This window comes from Sphaerotilus sp., from assembly GCF_031429695.1.
Classification (GTDB): domain Bacteria; phylum Pseudomonadota; class Gammaproteobacteria; order Burkholderiales; family Burkholderiaceae_C; genus Sphaerotilus.
In genome coordinates this window covers 1-17,992 of record NZ_JANPAB010000020.1, presented here as the reverse complement: position 1 = coordinate 17,992, position 17,992 = coordinate 1, and the positions used below count along the sequence as shown (strand labels likewise).

The following is a 17,992-nucleotide window of genomic DNA, read 5'->3' as shown; positions in this document are numbered from 1 at the left end:
AGGTCGTCGGCGATCTGCTTGTTCAGGCGGCCGGCGACGATGCGCTCCAGCACCTGCGCTTCGCGCGTCGTCAGGCGGGCGAGCAGGGCGTCGCGGCTGGCCTGTTCCTGGTGCGTGGAGAAGGCGCTGCGGGCGCGGTCCAGCATGCGCTCGACGAGGCCGACCAGTTCCTCTTCCTTGAAGGGTTTCTCGATGAAATCTTCGGCGCCTTTCTTCATCGTGGTCACGGCCATCGGCACGTCGCCGTGGCCGGTGATGAAGACGATGGGCAGCGGGCTGCGGCGTTCCAGCAGGCGGTCCTGCAGTTCCAGGCCGCTCATGCCGTCCATGCGGATGTCAGCGACCAGACAGGCCACCTCGCGAGGATCGAAGCGCGACAGGAAGGCTTCAGCAGAATCGAAGCACTTGACGCGGTAGTCCTTGCCTTCGAGCAACCACTGCAGTGAATCGCGCACTGCTTCGTCGTCATCGACGACGTAGACGGTGCCTTTTTTGGGGATCAGGCTCATGCGGGTTCAGTGGATTTCTGAGGTTTTGGAGGAGTCGCCGGCAGTGCCGACGGGCAGCATGAAGGAGAAACGACATCCGATGATGCTCTCGGCATTGTAGAGGTTCTCCGCCTTGATCCGCCCCTGGTGGGACTCGATGATCGAGCGGCACAGCGACAGTCCGATGCCCATGCCGTCGGTCTTGGTCGAGAAGAAGGCTTCGTAGAGCCGGCGGTTGACGTCGTCTTTCAGACCGGGGCCAGCGTCGGTCACGCTGAACTCGATCACGCCACCCATTTCCGGGGTGTGCCGGGGCACGACGCGCAGCTCGATCGTGCGCCGCTTGGTCGGCATCTGGGCGTTGTCGATGGCCTCGGCGGCGTTCTTCAGCAGGTTCAGCAGCACCTGCTCGATCAGGATCGGATCGACCTGCAGCACCGGCAGGCGCTGCGCCACATAGCTCTGGATCGCCACATTGCGCCGGCGCAGCTCCAGCCCCGCCAGCTCCAGCGTGTCGTCCACGATGTCGGCGGCGCGGGTGGGCTGGCGCTGCGGCTCGCTGCGTTTCACGAACTGGCGGATGCGGTGGATGATCTGGCCGGCGCGCTGGGCCTGCTTCGAGGTTTTTTCCAGCGCGGACACCAGGTCTTCCTCCTTCAGCGTGCCGGCACGCAGCCGGGTCAGCATGCCGCTGCAGTAGTTGTTGATGGCGGCGAGCGGCTGGTTCAGCTCGTGCGCGACGGAAGAGGCCATCTCGCCCATCGTCACCAGCCGGCTGGTCGCCTGGGCGCGCTCGATCTGGTGGGCGGTCTGCTCCTCCATGCGGCGCCGGGCGGTGATGTCGGTGGCGATGAGCATCTGCGCCAGCCGGCCGTCGGTCCATTGCAGGTAGCGCGCCCGCACGTCGAACCACTTCTGCTGCACGTCGCTGAACACCTCGCGCGCGTCGGCACCCGAGTCATCCATCTCGGCCGTGGGCAGCCCGCCCATGCCGTCCACGGCATCGCCCAGCTCGTCCACCGATTTGGGCGGGCGCCCGGCCAGCAGCGTGTGCCAGTGCGCATCACCGCCGAACCAGAGCCGGTAGGTGCGGTTGGCGAACAGCAGTTCGCCCGTCTGCACCGACAGGACGGACACGGCGGCGTCCAGTCCTTCCAGCACGGTGGTGAAACGCTCGTGCGAGGCGGTGAGCTGGTCGCGGATGCGCTTGGCCTCGGTGATGTTGGTCATCGAGGTCATCCAGCCGGTCTGGTGGCCGCGCGAATCGATCAGCGGCGAGACGTACATGCGGGCGTCGAACTGCGTGCCGTCCTTGCGCTGCACGCGCACCTCGATGCCGCCCGCGGGACTGCGGCCGGCCAGCTCCTGTTGCAGCAGGCGGGCACTTTCCTCCATGCGCTCCGGCGGCCAGTGCGGGAACGGTGGCAGCCGGCCAATCAGCTCGGCCTCGGTGAAGCCGGTCATGGCGCAGAAGGCGGGGTTGACATAGGTGATGCGGCCGTCCTTGTCCATGGCACGCATGCCGGTGAGCATGGAGTTCTCCATCGCGCGGCGGAAGTTGGTCTCCTGCACCAGCGCACCCTGGATCTGCAGCCGCCGGCGCATGTGCCGCCAGGTGCCGAACAGCATCCACAGCGTCAGCGCCGACAGTGCCAGCACCATCCAGAACAGCGTGTTGCCGACGAGACCCACCGAGGTGCGGTAACCCTCGCCGCGCAGCGTCACGCCGTGGTCCACCGGCGCGAATGGCACGGTGTAGGTCAATCCCGGGCTGGGCCGGCCGGGCTGGCTGCTGACGGTGCTGACCATCACCTCCTCCTCCGCGTCCAGCAGCGAGATGACCCGCCGCCGCGACACCTCCGCCGGCACGAAATAGCGCAGCAGCGCGTCGATCGAGTATTCGGCCACCAGCGTGCCGGCGAAATTGCCGTGGTCGATCAGCGGCACATGCACCTGGAACACGATCAGGCGCTCCGCGTGGCGGAATGGGCGCGAGTACACCGGCAGGCGTGTCTCGCTGGCGTCGGTGAACGCCGCCAGCGTGGCGCGCTGGCGCGGATCCTCGCTGCGTTCGCTGGTGCCAGGTGTGCCCAGGCGCGGCATGGCCGCCACCAGATCGGGCGATACGTGGCGTGCCACGACCTGCCGGTTCTGCGACAGCCACGTCAGGCTGACGATCTCCGGGCGCTCGCGCACAAGCGACTCCGCCTGGCCGAGCAACTGTTCCCGGTCGATCGCGTGCGTCACCACTTCGCGCGCCATGCGGACGAGCTGCTCCTGGTTGTCGATCAGGCGCAGGCGGATCTGCTGCTGTACCAGCTCCGCATCGCGCTTGACGGATTCGACCTCCCGATCGATTTCCTCCGTGCGCAGGTACCAGAACGCCGCGATGATGGCCGCCAGGAAGAGCAACACCGACAGCAGGGGCGCCAACGTGGCCATGCGATCCTGACGCGACGGTGACTGGCGGCGCCACCAGGACCACAGGCGCCGCAGCGGTCGGGATCGGCCGCCCAGCGCGGGCGGTTGGTTGGGGAGGGACAGAGGCATCCGGGAATTATCGTTGCGGCAGGCCTGCGGCTGAATTGCCGGAAACGCCCCTGTCTATTTCATATTACGAAATCATTCGGCGCCATTTGAAATCTCTTGCCCGATGTGCGAGACTTCCGCCCCAGACCCCGATGGAGGGGTGCGCCTGACCGCTGATTCAGATGGGAATCAGCGATTTATTCCCTGACGCTGCAGTACGAGGAGACACCATGTCTGCAATTCCCCAAGGCCTGCCCGGTGCAGCCAACCCAGATTCCGATCCCCAGGAAACCCGCGAGTGGCTGGACGCGCTGTCCGCGGTCATCCAGGCCGAAGGGGGCGAGCGCGCCCACGAGCTGCTGGAGCAGTTGCTGGAGCATGCGCGCCAAAGCAGCATCGACATGCCGTTCTCGGCCAACACCGGCTATGTGAACACCATCTCGACCGACCAGGAAGAGCGTTGCCCCGGCAACATCGAGATCGAAGAGCGCCTGCGTGCCTACATGCGCTGGAACGCGATGGCGATGGTCGTGAAGGCCAACCGCCACAACCCGGAAGACGGCGGCGACCTCGGCGGCCACATTGGCTCCTTCGCGTCGCTGGCGCACATGTTCGGCGCCGGCTTCAACCACTTCTGGCACGCCGAGTCCGAGAACCACGGCGGTGACTGCCTCTATATCCAGGGCCACGTCTCGCCCGGCGTCTACGCCCGCGCCTACCTCGAAGGCCGCCTGACCGAAGAGCAGCTCCTCAACTTCCGCCAGGAAGTCGATGGCAAGGGCCTCTCCAGCTACCCGCATCCGAAGCTGATGCCCGAGTTCTGGCAGTTCCCGACCGTCTCGATGGGCCTTGGCCCGCTGATGGCGATCTACCAGGCGCGTTTCCTGAAGTACCTGCACGCCCGCGGCATTGCCAACACCGAAAACCGCAAGGTCTGGGTGTTCTGCGGCGACGGTGAAATGGACGAGGTCGAGTCGCTCGGCGCGATCGGCCTGGCCGCCCGCGAGAACCTCGACAACCTCGTCTTCGTCATCAACTGCAACCTGCAGCGCCTGGACGGCCCGGTGCGCGGCAACGGCAAGATCGTGCAGGAGCTGGAAGGCGAGTTCCGTGGCGCTGGCTGGAACGTCATCAAGCTGCTGTGGGGCAGCGAGTGGGATGCCCTGCTGGCCCGCGACAAGGATGGCGCGCTGCGCAAGCTGATGATGGACACGCTGGACGGCGACTACCAGGCATTCAAGGCCAACGACGGCGCCTACGTCCGCAAGCACTTCTTCGGCCGCGATCCGCGCACGCTGGAGATGGTCGCCAAGATGTCCGACGACGACATCTGGAACCTGAAGCGCGGCGGCCACGACCCGCAGAAGGTCTACGCGGCCTACCACCAGGCCGTGAACCACAAGGGCCAGCCGACGGTGCTGCTGATCAAGACCGTCAAGGGCTACGGCATGGGCAAGGTCGGTGAAGGCAAGAACACCGTCCACCAGACCAAGAAGCTGATCGACGAGGACATCAAGGCCTTCCGCGACCGCTTCAACATCCCGGTGCCGGACAGCGAGCTGGCGAACATCCCGTTCTACAAGCCCGCCGATGACACCCCGGAAATGCAGTACCTGCACGCCCGCCGCAAGGCGCTGGGCGGCTACCTGCCGCACCGCCGCACCAAGGCCGACGAACACTTCACCGTGCCCTCGCTCGACACCTTCAAGGCCGTGATCGAGCCGACCGCCGAAGGCCGCGAGATCTCGACGACCCAGGCGTATGTGCGCTTCCTGACGCAGCTGCTGCGCGACAAGGCGCTCGGCCCGCGGGTCGTGCCCGTGCTCGTGGACGAGGCGCGCACCTTCGGCATGGAAGGGCTGTTCCGCCAGATCGGCATCTACAACCCCGCTGGTCAGAACTACACCCCGGTCGACAAGGACCAGGTGATGTACTACCGCGAGGACAAGGCCGGCCAGATCCTGCAGGAAGGCATCAACGAAGCCGGCGGCATGTCGAGCTGGATCGCGGCGGCCACGAGTTACAGCACGTCGAACCGGATCATGATTCCGTTCTACGTCTACTACTCGATGTTCGGTTTCCAGCGCATCGGCGACCTGGCCTGGGCGGCGGGTGACATGCAGGCGCGCGGCTTCCTGCTGGGCGGCACCTCCGGCCGGACCACGCTGAACGGCGAAGGTCTGCAGCACGAGGACGGCCACAGCCACATCCTCGCCGGCACGATCCCGAACTGCATCAGCTACGACCCGACCTTCGCCCACGAGGTCGCGGTGATCATGCAGGACGGCCTGAAGCGCATGGTCGAAAAGCAGGAAAACGTCTTCTACTACCTGACGCTGCTGAACGAGAACTACCCGATGCCCGGCCTGACGGCGGGCACCGAGGCGCAGATCATCAAGGGCATGTACCTGCTCGAAGAGGGTGCCGCGGCAGTGACGCCGCGTGTCAACCTGCTCGGCTCCGGCACGATCCTGCGCGAGTCGATCGCCGCGAAGAAGCTGCTGGAAGCAGAGTGGGGCGTCGCGGCCAACGTGTGGAGCTGCCCGAGCTTCAACGAGCTGGGCCGCGATGGCCAGGCCGCTGAGCGCTACAACCTGCTGCACCCGATGGAGCCGGCGCAAGTCCCGTTCGTCACGCAGCAACTGCAGCCGCACGCCGGCCCGGTCATCGCCTCGACCGACTACATGAAGGCCTACGCCGAGCAGATCCGCGCCTTCATCCCGCAAGGCCGCGCCTACAAGGTGCTGGGCACGGACGGTTTCGGCCGCAGCGACTTCCGCAGCAAGCTGCGCGAGCACTTCGAGATCAACCGCCACTACATCGTCGTCGCTGCGCTGCGTGCGCTCGCTGACGAAGGCGCGGTGCCGGTGTCGAAGGTGGCGGACGCGATCGCCAAGTACGGCATCAAGGCCGACAAGATCAACCCGCTGTACGCCTGACCCCCAGCAGCACACGGAGACACAACATGGCATTGATCGAAGTGAAAGTCCCGGACATCGGTGACTTCAAGGACGTGGCGATCATCGAGGTGCTCGTCAAGGTGGGTGACACCATCAAGGCGGAGCAGAGCCTGCTGACGGTCGAGTCGGACAAGGCGTCGATGGAGATTCCGTCATCGCATGCAGGCTTGGTGAAAGAGCTAAAGGTTGCGCTCGGGGACAAGATCAACGAGGGCACGGTCGTGGTGATGCTGGAGGTGGTCGGGGCGGCTGCTGCTGCGCCGGCCCCCGCGCCGGTGGCGGCGCCTGCTGCTGCGGCACCTGTGGCCGCCCCGGTCGCTGCGCCGGCACCCGCTCCGGCCGTGGCGGCTGCGGCCGGCCCGGTCGAGGTGTTCGTGCCGGACATCGGCGACTTCGACGAAGTGGCCGTCATCGAGCTGCTGGTCAAGGTCGGCGACAAGGTGTCGGCCGAGCAGAGCCTGATCACGGTCGAGTCGGACAAGGCGTCGATGGAGATTCCGTCGTCGCACGCTGGCGTCGTGAAGGAGCTGAAGGTCGCGCTCGGTGACAAGGTGAAGAAGGGTTCGCTGGTCGTGGTGCTGGAAGGCGTGGCGGGGGCTGTCGCGGCTCCGGCTGCCGCTGCACCCGCAGCGGCTGCGGCGCCTGCGGTGGTGGCTGCTCCGGCACCGGTCGCGGCGGCGGCCCCTGTGGCAGCTCCGGCTGCTGCGGCCGTGCCTGCACATGACCCGACCGCCCCGGCGCTCAACCTCCCGCACGCCTCGCCGTCGATGCGCAAGTTCGCCCGCGAACTGGGCGTGCCGCTGGCCGAGGTCAAGGGCTCCGGTCCCAAGGGCCGCATCACCGAGGCCGACATCCAGGGCTTCGTGAAGGGCGTGATGGCGGGTGCCGTGCAGACCGCTGCCCAGAAGGCCGCAGCGCCCGCACCGGCTCCCGCAGCGGCGGCCGCTGGCGGCGCCTTCCCCGGCCTGCTGGCTTGGCCGAAGGTGGACTTCGCCAAGTTCGGCCCGGTCGAGCGCAAGGATCTGTCGCGCATCAAGAAGATCTCGGGCGCCAACCTGCACCGCAACTGGGTCGTCATCCCGCACGTCACCAACCATGACGACGCGGACATCACCGACCTCGAAGCCTTCCGTGTTGCCACCAACAAGGAAAACGAGAAGTCCGGCGTCAAGGTCACGATGCTGGCCTTCATGATCAAGGCGGCGGTCGCTGCGCTGAAGAAGTTCCCCGAGTTCAACTCCTCGCTCGACGGCGATCAGCTGGTGCTGAAGAACTACTTCCACATCGGCTTCGCGGCGGACACGCCCAACGGCCTCGTGGTCCCGGTCATCAAGGACTGCGACAAGAAGGGCATCGTCCAGATCAGCCAGGAAATGGGCGATCTGGCCAAGAAGGCGCGTGACGGCAAGCTGGGTCCGGCCGACATGAGCGGCGCCTGCTTCACGATCTCGTCGCTGGGCGGCATTGGCGGTCGGTACTTCACGCCGATCATCAACGCGCCGGAAGTCGCGATCATGGGCGTGTGCAAGAGCGCCATCGAGCCGAAGTGGGACGGCAAGGCCTTCCAGCCGCGCCTGATGCTGCCGCTGTCGCTGTCGTGGGACCACCGCGTCATCGACGGCGCGTCCGCCGCCCGCTTCAACGTCTACTTCGCATCGCTGCTGGCGGATTTCCGCCGCATCGTGCTGTGATCGGGAGTCACTGACATGGCATTGATCGAAGTACAAGTCCCGGACATCGGCGACTTCAAGGACGTGGCGATCATCGAGCTGCTGGTGGCTGTCGGCGACACGGTGAAGGCCGAGCAGAGCTTGCTCACGGTCGAATCCGACAAGGCGTCGATGGAGATTCCGTCGAGCCACGCGGGCGTGGTCAAGGAGCTGAAGGTTGCCATCGGCGACAAGATGAACCAGGGCAGCGTGATTCTGGTGCTGGACAGTGCGGACGCGGCGGCGGCTGCACCCGTGCCGGCTCCGGCACCGGCCGCAGCGGCTCCGGTTGCTGCGCCAGCCCCGGTCGCCGTAGCGGCCGGTCCGGCGGGCAGCTACAGCGGTGCGGCCGATGTCGAGTGCGACCTGCTCGTGCTCGGCGCTGGTCCCGGCGGCTACTCGGCGGCGTTCCGCGCAGCGGACCTGGGCCTGAAGGTCGTCATCGTCGAGCGTTACGCAACGCTGGGCGGCGTCTGCCTGAACGTGGGTTGCATCCCGTCGAAGGCGCTGCTGCACGTCGCGGCGGTGATGGACGAGGTCAGCCACCTGGGTGACCTGGGGGTCGAGTTCGGCGCGCCGAGCCTGAACATCGACAAGCTGCGCGGCCACAAGGACAAGGTCATCGGCAAGCTGACCGGCGGCCTTGCCGCGATGGCCAAGATGCGCAAGGTCACCACCGTGCGCGGCGTCGGCCAGTTCCTCGATCCGTACCACGTCCAGGTCGAAGAGACCACGGGCGCGGGCACGGAGCGGGCGGGCGGCGCCAAGGTCGTCAAGTTCAAGCACGCCATCATCGCGGCGGGTTCGCAAGCCGTGCGCCTGCCATTCTTCCCGCAGGACGAGCGCATCGTCGATTCGACCGGGGCGCTCGCGCTCCAGGCCGTGCCGAAGAAGATGCTCATCGTCGGCGGCGGCATCATCGGCCTGGAAATGGGCACCGTCTACAGCACGCTGGGCGCCCGCCTGGACGTGGTGGAAATGCTCGACGGCTTGATGCAGGGCGCTGACCGCGATCTGGTCAAGGTCTGGCAGAAGATGAACGCCAAGCGCTTCGACAAGATCATGTTGAAGACGAAGACGGTCGGCGCCGAGGCCACGCCCGAAGGCATCAAGGTGCAGTTCGAGGGGCTGGATGGCACGAAGAGCGAAGGCGTCTACGACCTGGTGCTGCAAGCCGTGGGGCGCACGCCCAATGGCAAGAAGCTCGCGGCCGACAAGGCGGGCGTGGCGGTGACGGATCGGGGTTTCATCAACGTCGATATCCAGATGCGCACCAACGTGCCGCACATCTTCGCCATCGGCGACATCGTCGGGCAGCCGATGCTGGCGCACAAGGCGGTGCATGAGGCGCACGTCGCGGCGGAAGTCATCGCTGGCACGCTGCAGGGCAACAAGGAACTGGCGTCAAGCGCGTTCAACGCCCGCGTGATCCCGAGCGTGGCCTACACCGATCCGGAAGTGGCATGGGTCGGGCTGACCGAAGACCAGGCGAAGGCGCAGGGGATCAAGGTCAAGAAGGGCCTGTTCCCGTGGACGGCGTCGGGCCGGGCGATTGCCAACGGCCGCGACGAAGGCTTCACGAAGCTGCTGTTCGACGATTCCCCCGAGGCGCACGGCCACGGCAAAATCCTCGGCGGCGGCATCGTCGGCACGCATGCGGGCGACATGATCGGCGAGATCGCGCTGGCGATCGAGATGGGGGCGGATGTGGTGGACATCGGGAAGACGATTCACCCGCATCCGACGCTGGGCGAGTCGATCGGGATGGCGGCTGAGGTCGCGCACGGTAGCTGCACGGATCTGCCGCCGGGCAAGAAGTAACCTTCCCGTCATACCCGCGAAAGCGGGTACCCACGCAGCGCGTCAACGACTGCGAAGAAAAGCCCGATCGGTGTGAGCCGGTCGGGCTTTGTTCATCTCAAGACCTCACCACCCCCCCACATTCGGCATCGACGCCCAGGGCTCCGCGACCGCCAGCGCCTCCCCGTGCTGCAGCAGCTCGACCGAGATCCCGTCCGGCGAGCGCACGAACGCCATCCGCCCATCCCGCGGCGGCCGGTTGATCGTGACGCCGTGGTCCATCAGCCGCTGGCAGGTGGCGTAAATGTCGTCCACCGCATAGGCGAGGTGCCCGAAGTTGCGCCCGCCGCTGTAGTCCTCGGGATCCCAGTTGTGGGTGAGTTCGACCTGTGCTGTCTCGTTGCCCGGCGCAGCCAGGAAAATCAGCGTGAAGCGCCCCTGCGGCACCTCGCGGCGTGAGACCACTTCCAGCCCGAGGGCGTCGCTGTAGAAGTGGAGCGAGGCATCGACATCGGTGATGCGGACCATGGTGTGGAGGTAGTGCATGGCCTCATTCTCCGGCCAGCGTGCGTTCGATGCGCCGGTCAGGCAGAAACCAGATGCATGCCACCACTCCCACCAGGATCCCGGCCAGCCCCGGCCATCCCGCCATCGCCAGCGCAATCGCCAGCACATAGCTTGCCAGCGAGACCTTGCCCTTGCGGTCGCGGCCCACGGCGACCTTGAGCACGGACTGCTCGCCTTCGAGCCGGATGATCTGTGCCTGCAACACCGTGTAGGCCATGGCGCACAGGCACAGGTCCACGCAGTACACCACCACGGGGGTTGTGGCGAAGTGGTTCTCGCCCATCCACGCCGTGGTGAACGGCATCAGCGACAGCCAGAACAGCAGGTTCAGATTGGCCCACAGCACCGCGCCGTTGACCTTGTGGACCGCGTGCATCAGGTGGTGGTGGTTGTTCCAGTAAATGCCGACGTTCATGAAGCTCAGCACGTAGCTCAGGAACACCGGCCACAGCGGCAGCAGGTCGCTCAGGTGCTCGCCGTGCGGCACTTTGAACTCCAGCACCATGATGGTGATGATGATGGCGATCACGCCATCGCTGAAGGCTTCCAGGCGGTTCTTGTGCATGGCAGGGAGGTTGTCAGGGCGCACCACCGGTCGGGTGCCCGCCAAGTATGCACACCCGTGCCCCCCGCGCTCAAGGTGGCGGTCGAACTGCCGATGTCATCTAGTCGGGCCTGCATGGCAAGGTCTGGCGCTCTCATTCGGATCGCATGCAGAAGGCCCCATGAAATCCTACCAAGTAGACCGTCCTGTCCTCGCCCCTGTCCGCCGGACCCTCCGCGCTGCCGGGATGCTGGCATTGGCGTGGCTGTTCACTTCCGCGGCGCAGGCGCAGGTGTCCTGCCCGGCGAAGTCGCTGAGCTGGACGATTCCCTGGACTGGCAAGACCTGCGCCGGTGCATCGGTGGCGACGCCGTCTGGCGCTTCGGCCACCGTGCGCAACACGCTGCCGGGCATGACGGGCTGGGCGACCCTGAAGTGTGTCGGCGGCGCTTGGGCGGCCCCCAACAGCTACGAATGCACTGCCGGCACGGGCACGACCACCCCGCCGACCGTGACACCCACGCCCACGCCCGCATCCACGCCGCCCGTCTTCAAGGCGCCTGTCGTGGATGCCGCGGAAGTGGTCGCGGCGCGCCTGCTGGAGCAAGCCACCTTCGGCCCGACCGCCGCCGACATCGCCCGCGTGCGACAGATCGGTGCCGCGAACTGGATCGATGGACAGATCGCCATGCCCGCCACCGCCATCGCGGACGGTGGCGACAGCACGGAGCCGGTGCGTGATGCCTGGTTCATCGCGATGGGCGCGGCACCAGACCAGTTGCGCCAGCGGATGGTCTTCGCGCTGTCGCAGATCCTGGTGGTGTCGACCAGCAAGAACGCGGCCGGCCGGGAACTCTCGCCCTGGCTGCAGACCCTGTCGAAACATGCCTTCGGCAATTACGCCGATCTGCTGCGCGAGATGACGCTCAACCCGGCGATGGGCAAGTACCTGGGGCTGGGCCACAGCCGTGCCCCGTCACCGAACGAGGACTTCGCCCGCGAGGTGATGCAGCTCTTCACCATCGGGCTGGTCGAGCTGAACCTGGACGGCTCGCCGCGCCTGGATGCCAATGGCAGGACCATCCCGACCTACGACCAGGCCCGCATCGGCGAGTTCGCGCGCGCGCTGAGTGGCTGGGGCTTCGCCAACAGCTACGAGGACATGTCCGCGCCGCTCGTGGCCCGCGAGCAATACCACGACCGACGCGCCAAGACGCTGCTGAACGGCGTCACGCTGCCTGCCGGCCAGACCGCCGCGCAGGACTTCGATGCCGTCATGACCCACCTGGCAACGCACCCGAACGTGGCGCCGTTCCTCTCGCTGCGGCTGATCCGCCACTTCGTGACCAGCAACCCGAGTCGCGCCTATGTCCAGCGCGTGGCGACCGTGTTCAAGCAGACCAACGGCAATCTGGCGGCGACGCTGCGGGCGATCCTGCTCGATGCCGAGGCCCGCAACGCACCTGGCACCGACGCGGGTCACTTGCGCGATCCGCTGCTGCACACGCTGTCGCTGGCGCGCGCTCTCGGTGGTCAGGTGATCAGCGGCCGCAACCTGTTCTGGGACTACTACCTGATGGGCGAGCGTCCGGCGCAGGCGCCCAGCGTGTTCAGCTTCTATTCGCCGATGGCGCCGCTGCCGGGCGGGTCCGGGCTGGTCGGGCCGGAGTTTCAGCTCTACGCCGGCAGCCAGGCGGTGCGCCGCGCGAACTTCGTGCTGGCGCTGCTCGATGGCGGCCTGTCCGGTTCGGTGCGGGTCGACATCACGCCGTTCGTGACGGCGGCGAAGGATCCGCAGACGCTGATGGCGCTGGTCGAGCGCACCTTGCTGCAAGGTCGCCTGTCGGCCAGTGCGCGGCAGACCATCGGTGAGGCGGTGTTCAAGACGTCCACCGACATGAAGCAGCGCGCCTTGACCGCCCTTTACCTGACCGCCATCACCGGCGACTACGTGGTGCAGAAATGATGAACGACTCGACGCTGTCCCGCCGCCGGTTTCTCGGCCAGTCCACCCAGGCCGCCAGCGCGGCCACGCTTGCCTCGATGGGCATGCTCGGCCTGACAGGCGCTGCCCATGCGGCGGTGAGCGACTACAAGGCGATCGTCTGCCTGTTCCTCGCTGGCGGCAACGATGGCGCCAACATGGTGGTGCCGCTCGACACGGTGCGCTACAGCCAATATGGCCAGCTGCGCGGCGCAGCGGGGCTGGCGCTCTCGGGTGCCGGGCTGATGCCGGCTCGGCGCAGCCCGTTGCTGGCGGCGTCGGCGGCGGCGTCGGTGGCAGGTGACCAGCCGTTTGCCTTCAACGCGGCGCTGGCGCCCCTCGACCGCTGGTATGGCCAGGGCAAGGTCGCCGTGATGCTCAACATCGGCAACCTGCGGCGCCCGCTGACCAAGGCCGAGTACCTCGCGGGTGGCAAGGCGCCGGGCGAGCTGTTCTCGCATCCGGACCAGCAGGGTCAGGCCAATGCCGGACTGGGTGCCGGCAGCGCCACCGGTTGGGGCGGACGGCTGATGGATACGCTGGGCGTGGCACGCGCGCTGGACGCCGTGGCGGTCGGCACCGGCGGGCAGTTCGTGCAGGGCGTGTCAACGTCTGCCAACCTCGTGCCCGAGAGCGGGGGGCTGTCGCTGAACGGCTTCAATTTCTGGCCGCAGACCGAAGCCGACGAGCGCCTCAAGGCCTTGCAGAAGGTGCTGACGGCCGACAGCGGACACCGGCTGGCCAACGCGGCGAACAAGTCGCTGGCCGATGGCATCGCGCTGGCGAACACGCTGAAAACGGCGGCGACGGGATCGCTCGCAGCCACGTTCCCGAGCACCAGTCTGGGCGCGCAGCTCAAGACCACGGCGCAGCTCATCGCCGCCCACGCCAAGCTGGGCGCCGGTCGGCAGGTGTACTACGTGTCCCTGGGCGGCTTCGACACCCACGGCGGCCAAGCCTGGCAACACGCTGATTTGCTGTCCCAGTTGTCCGCCGCGGTGGATGCCTTCCAGACCACCATCACCGCGGCCGGACTGGACCGCAGCGTCACGCTGTTCACGGCATCCGAGTTCGGCCGCACCCTCGGCCCGAACGCCACCGGCACCGACCACGGCTGGGGCAGCCTTTCGCTGGTGCTGGGCGGTGCCGTCAAGGGCGGGCTGTATGGTGAATTCCCGGACTTCACGCTGGGTGGGCCGGACGACGCCTCGGGCCGCGGCGTGTGGATCCCCCGCCTGGGCTTCCAGCAGCTCGGCGCGACGCTGGGGCGCTGGTTCGGGGTGAGTGCATCGGCACTGAGCACGCAAGTGTTTCCAGCCGAACTGGATCTATTTCCCGTCAAGGACCTCGGGTTCATGGGGTGAGCCTGCGCGTGCAGGGCTGACAGAATGGCAGTGCCCCAGAGCGGCACAACCCATTACAGCCTTCGGAGAACCTGCATGATGCAACGCCAACGCACCCACTCCTCGTCCGTCCTGCTCGCCGCTGCCGCCACCGCGCTGCTGGCTGGCTGCTCGGGCTCCATGCCCTCTATGCCGTCGCTGTCGGCCGTGGCCACGCCGGCCAGCAGCTTCGTGCTCGCCAGCCGTGACATCGCCGAGGGCGGCACCATCGACAACAAGTTCGTGCTCAACGGCTTCGGCTGCAAGGGCGAGAACGTCTCGCCCGCCCTGGTGTGGATCAACCCGCCAGAGGGCACCAAATCCTACGCCATCCAGGTCTACGATCCGGATGCACCGACCGGCAGCGGCTTCTGGCACTGGGGGGTCTACAACATCCCGGCGTCCGTGACCTCGCTGGCGCAAGGCGCGGGGAACGCTGCGGCCAAGCTGCCGGCGGGCGCCAATGGTGGGCACAGCGATTTCTTCGACACCGGTGCCACCGGCGGCAATGGCAATTGGGGTGGCCCGTGTCCGCCGGTCGGTGACAAGCCGCACCGCTACGTTTTCACCGTCTTTGCGTTGGGGGTCGAGGATCTGCATGCCGCTGCCGGCATTCCCAAGACCGGGTCGGCGGCGCTGCACGGCTTCGTGCTGAACAAGGGCCTGGGCGACAAGATGCTCGGCAAGGCCTCGTTCACGGCGACTTACGGCCGCTGAACCGGATTGGCCACCAAGGGGCTGCCGGCCGGCGCATTCACGTCGTCCGTCAGCGTGCGCAGGAAGGCGGCCAGATCGGCCGTATCCTGCTGCGTCAGGCGTGGCTTGTTGCCGGGCAGGGTGCCGAAGGGCGGCGTCTGCGTGACGTTGCCGCGGAAGCCGAGCGGCATGTCGTTGAACCTGTCCGGGCGCTGGTTGACCAGCGGATACCAACGTGCCGGGTCGGTGTCGCGCGTGGCGTAGAAGCTGATTGCCTGCTCCAGCGTGCTGGCGGTCGCGTTGTGGAAATAAGGTCCGGTCAGTGCGATGTTGCGCAGCGTGGGGACCTTGAACTTGCCGCACAGGTCGACCCGGTGGGTCAGGTCCGTGCGCGTCGGGCCGCACACGCCCAAGTCGTGGAAGTTCGGATCGCGGTTGGCCTGGATCGCCTTGTTGCGAGGCAGGCCAAGCGCGTGGTAGGTGAAGTTGGTGAACAGCGGCCGGCTGCCGTCCGCGCCGACGGCGCTGGTGTGGCAACTCGCGCAGTTGCCCTTCCTTGCGTCGTTGAAGACACCCAGACCGCGTGCTTCGGCGACGCTGAACCGCGCCTTGCCGTCCAGCACGCGGTCGAACTTGCTGTTGAAGCGCTGGTAGTCGGTGTCGCCGGTCTCGTAGGTCGCCAGTGCCAGACGCAGCGTGTCGAACAGAACGGTGTTCGACGCGTTCGGCGCGACCTTGTACAGCCGGGTGAAGTCGGCGAAATAGGGGGCCCTGGCCAGTCGGGCGACCACCTCGTCCATGCTGGTGTTGGCCATTTCCGTTGGATTCAGCAAGGGACCGCCTGCCTGATCGCGCAACGTGTTGCTGCGCCCGTCCCAGAAGAAACCGCCATGCGGTCGGCCTTCGACGTCGAGCCGGAACGGTTTGTTGGTTGCCAGATAGGCCAGGCTCGGGCTGCTGCGGCTGCCTTGCTGGTTCAGGCCAGGACCGCCCAGCGGCAGGAAGGTGCCGGCCGGATCTGCGTGTGCCGTGGCCGTGGTGTGACAACTGGCGCAGGCCAGGTTACCGGCCGCCGACAGCGATTTGTCGTTGAACGCCTGCTCGCCGACCGTGACCCGAGTGGGTGTCTGCAGGGGGAGCGGCGTGGTGGCACCGCGTGCCACGGGGGAGTGCAAGACCGATGCGGTCGCCAGAACCTGGAACAAGCGGGAAAGAGGGGTGTTCATCGCGGCCTCGGGTGGTTGCAAGACGCGTCTATCGACAGGGCGGCGTCCAACTTGAGGCCTGGGGGCTCAGACGGTCGAATCGATCCGGAATGCGCCAACGACCTGGGTCAGCCGCTCCGACTGTTCCTGCAGCCCCTGTGCGGCTGCAGCCGACTGCTCGACCATGGCCGCGTTCTGCTGCGTCATCTGGTCCAGCTGCAGCACGGCTGAGTTCACTTCCGCGATGCCCCCCGCTTGCTGCACGCTGGCGACGGTGATCTCGCCGATGATTTCGGTGACACGCTGAACCGAGGTCACGATCTCGGTCATGGTGCGGCCCGCGTCCCCGACGAGGCGGGCACCCGAGCGCACCTTGTCGACGCTGATGGCGATCAGCCCCTTGATTTCCCGTGCGGCGTGGGCCGAGCGCTGAGCGAGGTTGCGCACCTCGCCGGCCACGACGGCAAAACCGCGCCCCTGCTCGCCGGCGCGGGCCGCTTCGACGGCCGCGTTCAACGCGAGGATGTTGGTCTGGAAGGCGATGTCGTCGATCACGCCGATGATGTCGGCGATCTTGCGGGAGGAGGCCTGGATCTCGTCCATGGTGGTGACGACGCGGGTCACCACGCTGCCGCCACGTGCTGCCACTTCGCCCGCAGAGGCGACTAGCTGGCTGGCGTGTCGTGCCGATTCGGCCGAGTGCGTGACGGTGGCGGTGAGTTGCTCCATGGAGGACGCGGTCCGCTGCAGGTTGCCGGCGGTCTGCTCGGTGCGCACGCTCAGGTGCTGGTTGCCCATGGCGATCTCGCTGCTGGCGGATCCGATGTCGTTGGCCGTGCCGCGGACTTGACCGACCAGCGTCCGCAGGGAGCGCTGCATGTCGCGCAGCGAGCCCATCAGCGCCGACGCCTCGTCGCGGCCTTGCACGGGCACCGGCTGTGTCAGATCGCCGAGGGTGATGGATTGGGCGACCACCTGCGCCTGCTCGATCGGCTGCACGATGGAGCGGGCATTGAGCCAGGTCAGCGGCGCGAGCAGCGCAATGATCAGACCGAGCGTGCCCAGATACAGCAGCAGCATGTGCCGCATGGCGACGTCGAAGGTCTGCTGTCCCCGGCCGGCCTCGACATCCACCAGCCGGCTGATGTCGGCCAGATGCTTGTCGATCGCCACGATGGCGATCTTGGCGGCGGCCATCGCCTTGTCGGCGTCCCGAGCGGTCTGGAAACCACCGTCCTGGATCTGTTCCAGCACGGGCTTGGTCAGCCGGGCGTACTGGTCCAGCTGGTCGATGGCCTGACCGCAGAGTCGGGACATGTCGGCACTGGCGCGCGCCTGCAAGGCCACCAGTGACTGTCTGGTCGTGGTGATGGATGCCGCCCAGGTCTCGCGTTCCTTGAGAACGGAAACACCGTCCTCGTAGTCGATGATGGCCTGCTTTTCGTGCGGCAGCAGCGTGCCCATGGCGGTGCGCACCTCGCCGAGCAGGCGCACATCGCGCAGCGTGGTCGCCGTGAATGCGGTGTTGAGTGCCTGCAGCCTGTGTCCCCCCAGGATGCCCACGGCGCCCACGAAGACGAACAGCAGGACGACGAGCACGATCGCCGCGTTCATGCGGGTGCGGATGGTGAAGGTCCGAAGCAGTTGAACGAGCGGCATGATCAGGCCTATCGACAGCCTGGGGACCGGCTTGAGAGCAGATGAAAAAAGGCCACCTCGCGGTGGCCTTTCGTGTCGAGCGACGTGCTTCGACCGGCGTGCTTACTTGAGCAGGGCCTTGAGCAGGCGGGCCATCTCGGAGGGATTGCGGGTGACGGTGAAGCCGCACTCTTCCATGATGGCGAGCTTGGCGTCCGCCGTGTCCGCACCACCCGAGATCAGTGCCCCGGCGTGGCCCATGCGCTTGCCGGCCGGCGCGGTGACTCCGGCGATGAAGCCCACGATCGGCTTGGTCATGTTCGCCTTGCACCAGAGTGCGGCTTCGGCCTCGTCCGGCCCGCCGATCTCGCCGATCATGATCACGGCGTCCGTGTCCGGGTCGTCGTTGAACGCCCGCATGATGTCGATGTGCTTGAGCCCGTTGATCGGGTCGCCGCCGATGCCCACCGCCGAGCTTTGGCCCAGCCCG

The 17,992-nt window shown here is 66.9% G+C and carries 12 protein-coding genes and 1 pseudogene; 6 read left to right on the top strand and 7 right to left on the bottom strand.

Annotation, left to right across the window (positions count from 1 at the left end; genetic code table 11):
* On the bottom strand, positions 1–509 hold a 509-nt coding region (locus RMP06_RS04670; protein WP_310460619.1), incomplete at its 3' end, for a response regulator transcription factor.
* Between the two features lie 6 nt (positions 510–515).
* Entirely contained in the window at positions 516–3,038 is a 2,523-nt protein-coding gene (locus RMP06_RS04665; protein ID WP_310460618.1) for a PAS domain S-box protein, read from the bottom strand.
* A 209-nt stretch (positions 3,039–3,247) separates the two neighbouring features.
* Here RMP06_RS04665 and aceE point away from each other — a divergent pair, with 209 nt between their 5' ends.
* Genes aceE through lpdA form a run of 3 tightly spaced genes read left to right on the top strand, consistent with a single transcriptional unit; the run spans position 3,248 to position 9,507 of the window.
* Positions 3,248–5,956, top strand: a complete 2,709-nt coding sequence (gene aceE, locus RMP06_RS04660; RefSeq protein WP_310460617.1) for a pyruvate dehydrogenase (acetyl-transferring), homodimeric type — start codon at positions 3,248–3,250, stop codon at positions 5,954–5,956.
* Positions 5,957–5,982: 26 nt separating this feature from the next.
* Positions 5,983–7,668 (top strand): dihydrolipoyllysine-residue acetyltransferase, encoded by a 1,686-nt coding sequence (aceF, locus tag RMP06_RS04655; RefSeq protein WP_310460616.1) that lies wholly within the window; start codon positions 5,983–5,985, stop codon positions 7,666–7,668.
* Between the two features lie 15 nt (positions 7,669–7,683).
* Positions 7,684–9,507, top strand: coding sequence for a dihydrolipoyl dehydrogenase (gene lpdA, locus RMP06_RS04650; RefSeq protein ID WP_310460615.1), 1,824 nt, complete (start codon positions 7,684–7,686; stop codon positions 9,505–9,507).
* A gap of 105 nt (positions 9,508–9,612) precedes the next feature.
* Here lpdA and RMP06_RS04645 read toward each other — a convergent pair whose 3' ends face one another.
* Positions 9,613–10,032 carry a VOC family protein gene (locus RMP06_RS04645; RefSeq protein ID WP_310460614.1) on the bottom strand — a complete coding sequence of 140 codons (420 nt, stop codon included), beginning with the start codon at positions 10,030–10,032 and terminating at the stop codon, positions 9,613–9,615.
* Between the two features lie 4 nt (positions 10,033–10,036).
* Positions 10,037–10,618 (bottom strand): TMEM175 family protein, encoded by a 582-nt coding sequence (locus RMP06_RS04640; RefSeq protein WP_310460613.1) that lies wholly within the window; start codon positions 10,616–10,618, stop codon positions 10,037–10,039.
* A gap of 160 nt (positions 10,619–10,778) precedes the next feature.
* Here RMP06_RS04640 and RMP06_RS04635 point away from each other — a divergent pair, with 160 nt between their 5' ends.
* From RMP06_RS04635 to RMP06_RS04625, 3 genes are all read left to right on the top strand, one after another.
* Positions 10,779–12,563, top strand: coding sequence for a DUF1800 domain-containing protein (locus RMP06_RS04635; protein ID WP_310460612.1), 1,785 nt, complete (start codon positions 10,779–10,781; stop codon positions 12,561–12,563).
* Complete coding sequence (locus RMP06_RS04630) at positions 12,563–13,945, top strand: DUF1501 domain-containing protein (protein ID WP_310460611.1); 1,383 nt, start codon at positions 12,563–12,565, stop codon at positions 13,943–13,945. Before RMP06_RS04635 ends, RMP06_RS04630 begins: the two co-directional genes overlap by 1 nt.
* A gap of 75 nt (positions 13,946–14,020) precedes the next feature.
* Positions 14,021–14,680, top strand: a complete 660-nt coding sequence (locus RMP06_RS04625; RefSeq protein WP_310460610.1) for a YbhB/YbcL family Raf kinase inhibitor-like protein — start codon at positions 14,021–14,023, stop codon at positions 14,678–14,680.
* Here RMP06_RS04625 and RMP06_RS04620 read toward each other — a convergent pair.
* The 3 genes and pseudogenes from RMP06_RS04620 to RMP06_RS04610 all read right to left on the bottom strand — a co-directional run.
* A complete protein-coding gene (locus RMP06_RS04620; protein WP_310460609.1) occupies positions 14,668–15,885 on the bottom strand; it encodes a cytochrome-c peroxidase in 1,218 nt (405 codons plus the stop codon). The two genes, RMP06_RS04625 and RMP06_RS04620, sit on opposite strands and share 13 nt — an antisense overlap.
* A 66-nt stretch (positions 15,886–15,951) precedes the next feature.
* Positions 15,952–17,523 carry a methyl-accepting chemotaxis protein gene (locus RMP06_RS04615; RefSeq protein ID WP_310460608.1) on the bottom strand — a complete coding sequence of 524 codons (1,572 nt, stop codon included), beginning with the start codon at positions 17,521–17,523 and terminating at the stop codon, positions 15,952–15,954.
* Between the two features lie 102 nt (positions 17,524–17,625).
* A pseudogene (locus RMP06_RS04610) lies at positions 17,626–17,992 on the bottom strand (succinate--CoA ligase subunit alpha); the annotation flags it as partial.

What these genes read in the sequence shown, in the direction of transcription:
- RMP06_RS04665 (WP_310460618.1), bottom strand. Translation starts at nt 3,038, where the DNA reads ATGCCTCTGTCCCTCCCCAACCAACCGCCCGCGCTGGGCGGCCGATCC.
- aceE (WP_310460617.1), top strand. Translation starts at nt 3,248, where the DNA reads ATGTCTGCAATTCCCCAAGGCCTGCCCGGTGCAGCCAACCCAGATTCC.
- aceF (WP_310460616.1), top strand. Translation starts at nt 5,983, where the DNA reads ATGGCATTGATCGAAGTGAAAGTCCCGGACATCGGTGACTTCAAGGAC.
- lpdA (WP_310460615.1), top strand. Translation starts at nt 7,684, where the DNA reads ATGGCATTGATCGAAGTACAAGTCCCGGACATCGGCGACTTCAAGGAC.
- RMP06_RS04645 (WP_310460614.1), bottom strand. Translation starts at nt 10,032, where the DNA reads ATGCACTACCTCCACACCATGGTCCGCATCACCGATGTCGATGCCTCG.
- RMP06_RS04640 (WP_310460613.1), bottom strand. Translation starts at nt 10,618, where the DNA reads ATGCACAAGAACCGCCTGGAAGCCTTCAGCGATGGCGTGATCGCCATC.
- RMP06_RS04635 (WP_310460612.1), top strand. Translation starts at nt 10,779, where the DNA reads ATGAAATCCTACCAAGTAGACCGTCCTGTCCTCGCCCCTGTCCGCCGG.
- RMP06_RS04630 (WP_310460611.1), top strand. Translation starts at nt 12,563, where the DNA reads ATGAACGACTCGACGCTGTCCCGCCGCCGGTTTCTCGGCCAGTCCACC.
- RMP06_RS04625 (WP_310460610.1), top strand. Translation starts at nt 14,021, where the DNA reads ATGATGCAACGCCAACGCACCCACTCCTCGTCCGTCCTGCTCGCCGCT.
- RMP06_RS04620 (WP_310460609.1), bottom strand. Translation starts at nt 15,885, where the DNA reads ATGAACACCCCTCTTTCCCGCTTGTTCCAGGTTCTGGCGACCGCATCG.
- RMP06_RS04615 (WP_310460608.1), bottom strand. Translation starts at nt 17,523, where the DNA reads ATGCCGCTCGTTCAACTGCTTCGGACCTTCACCATCCGCACCCGCATG.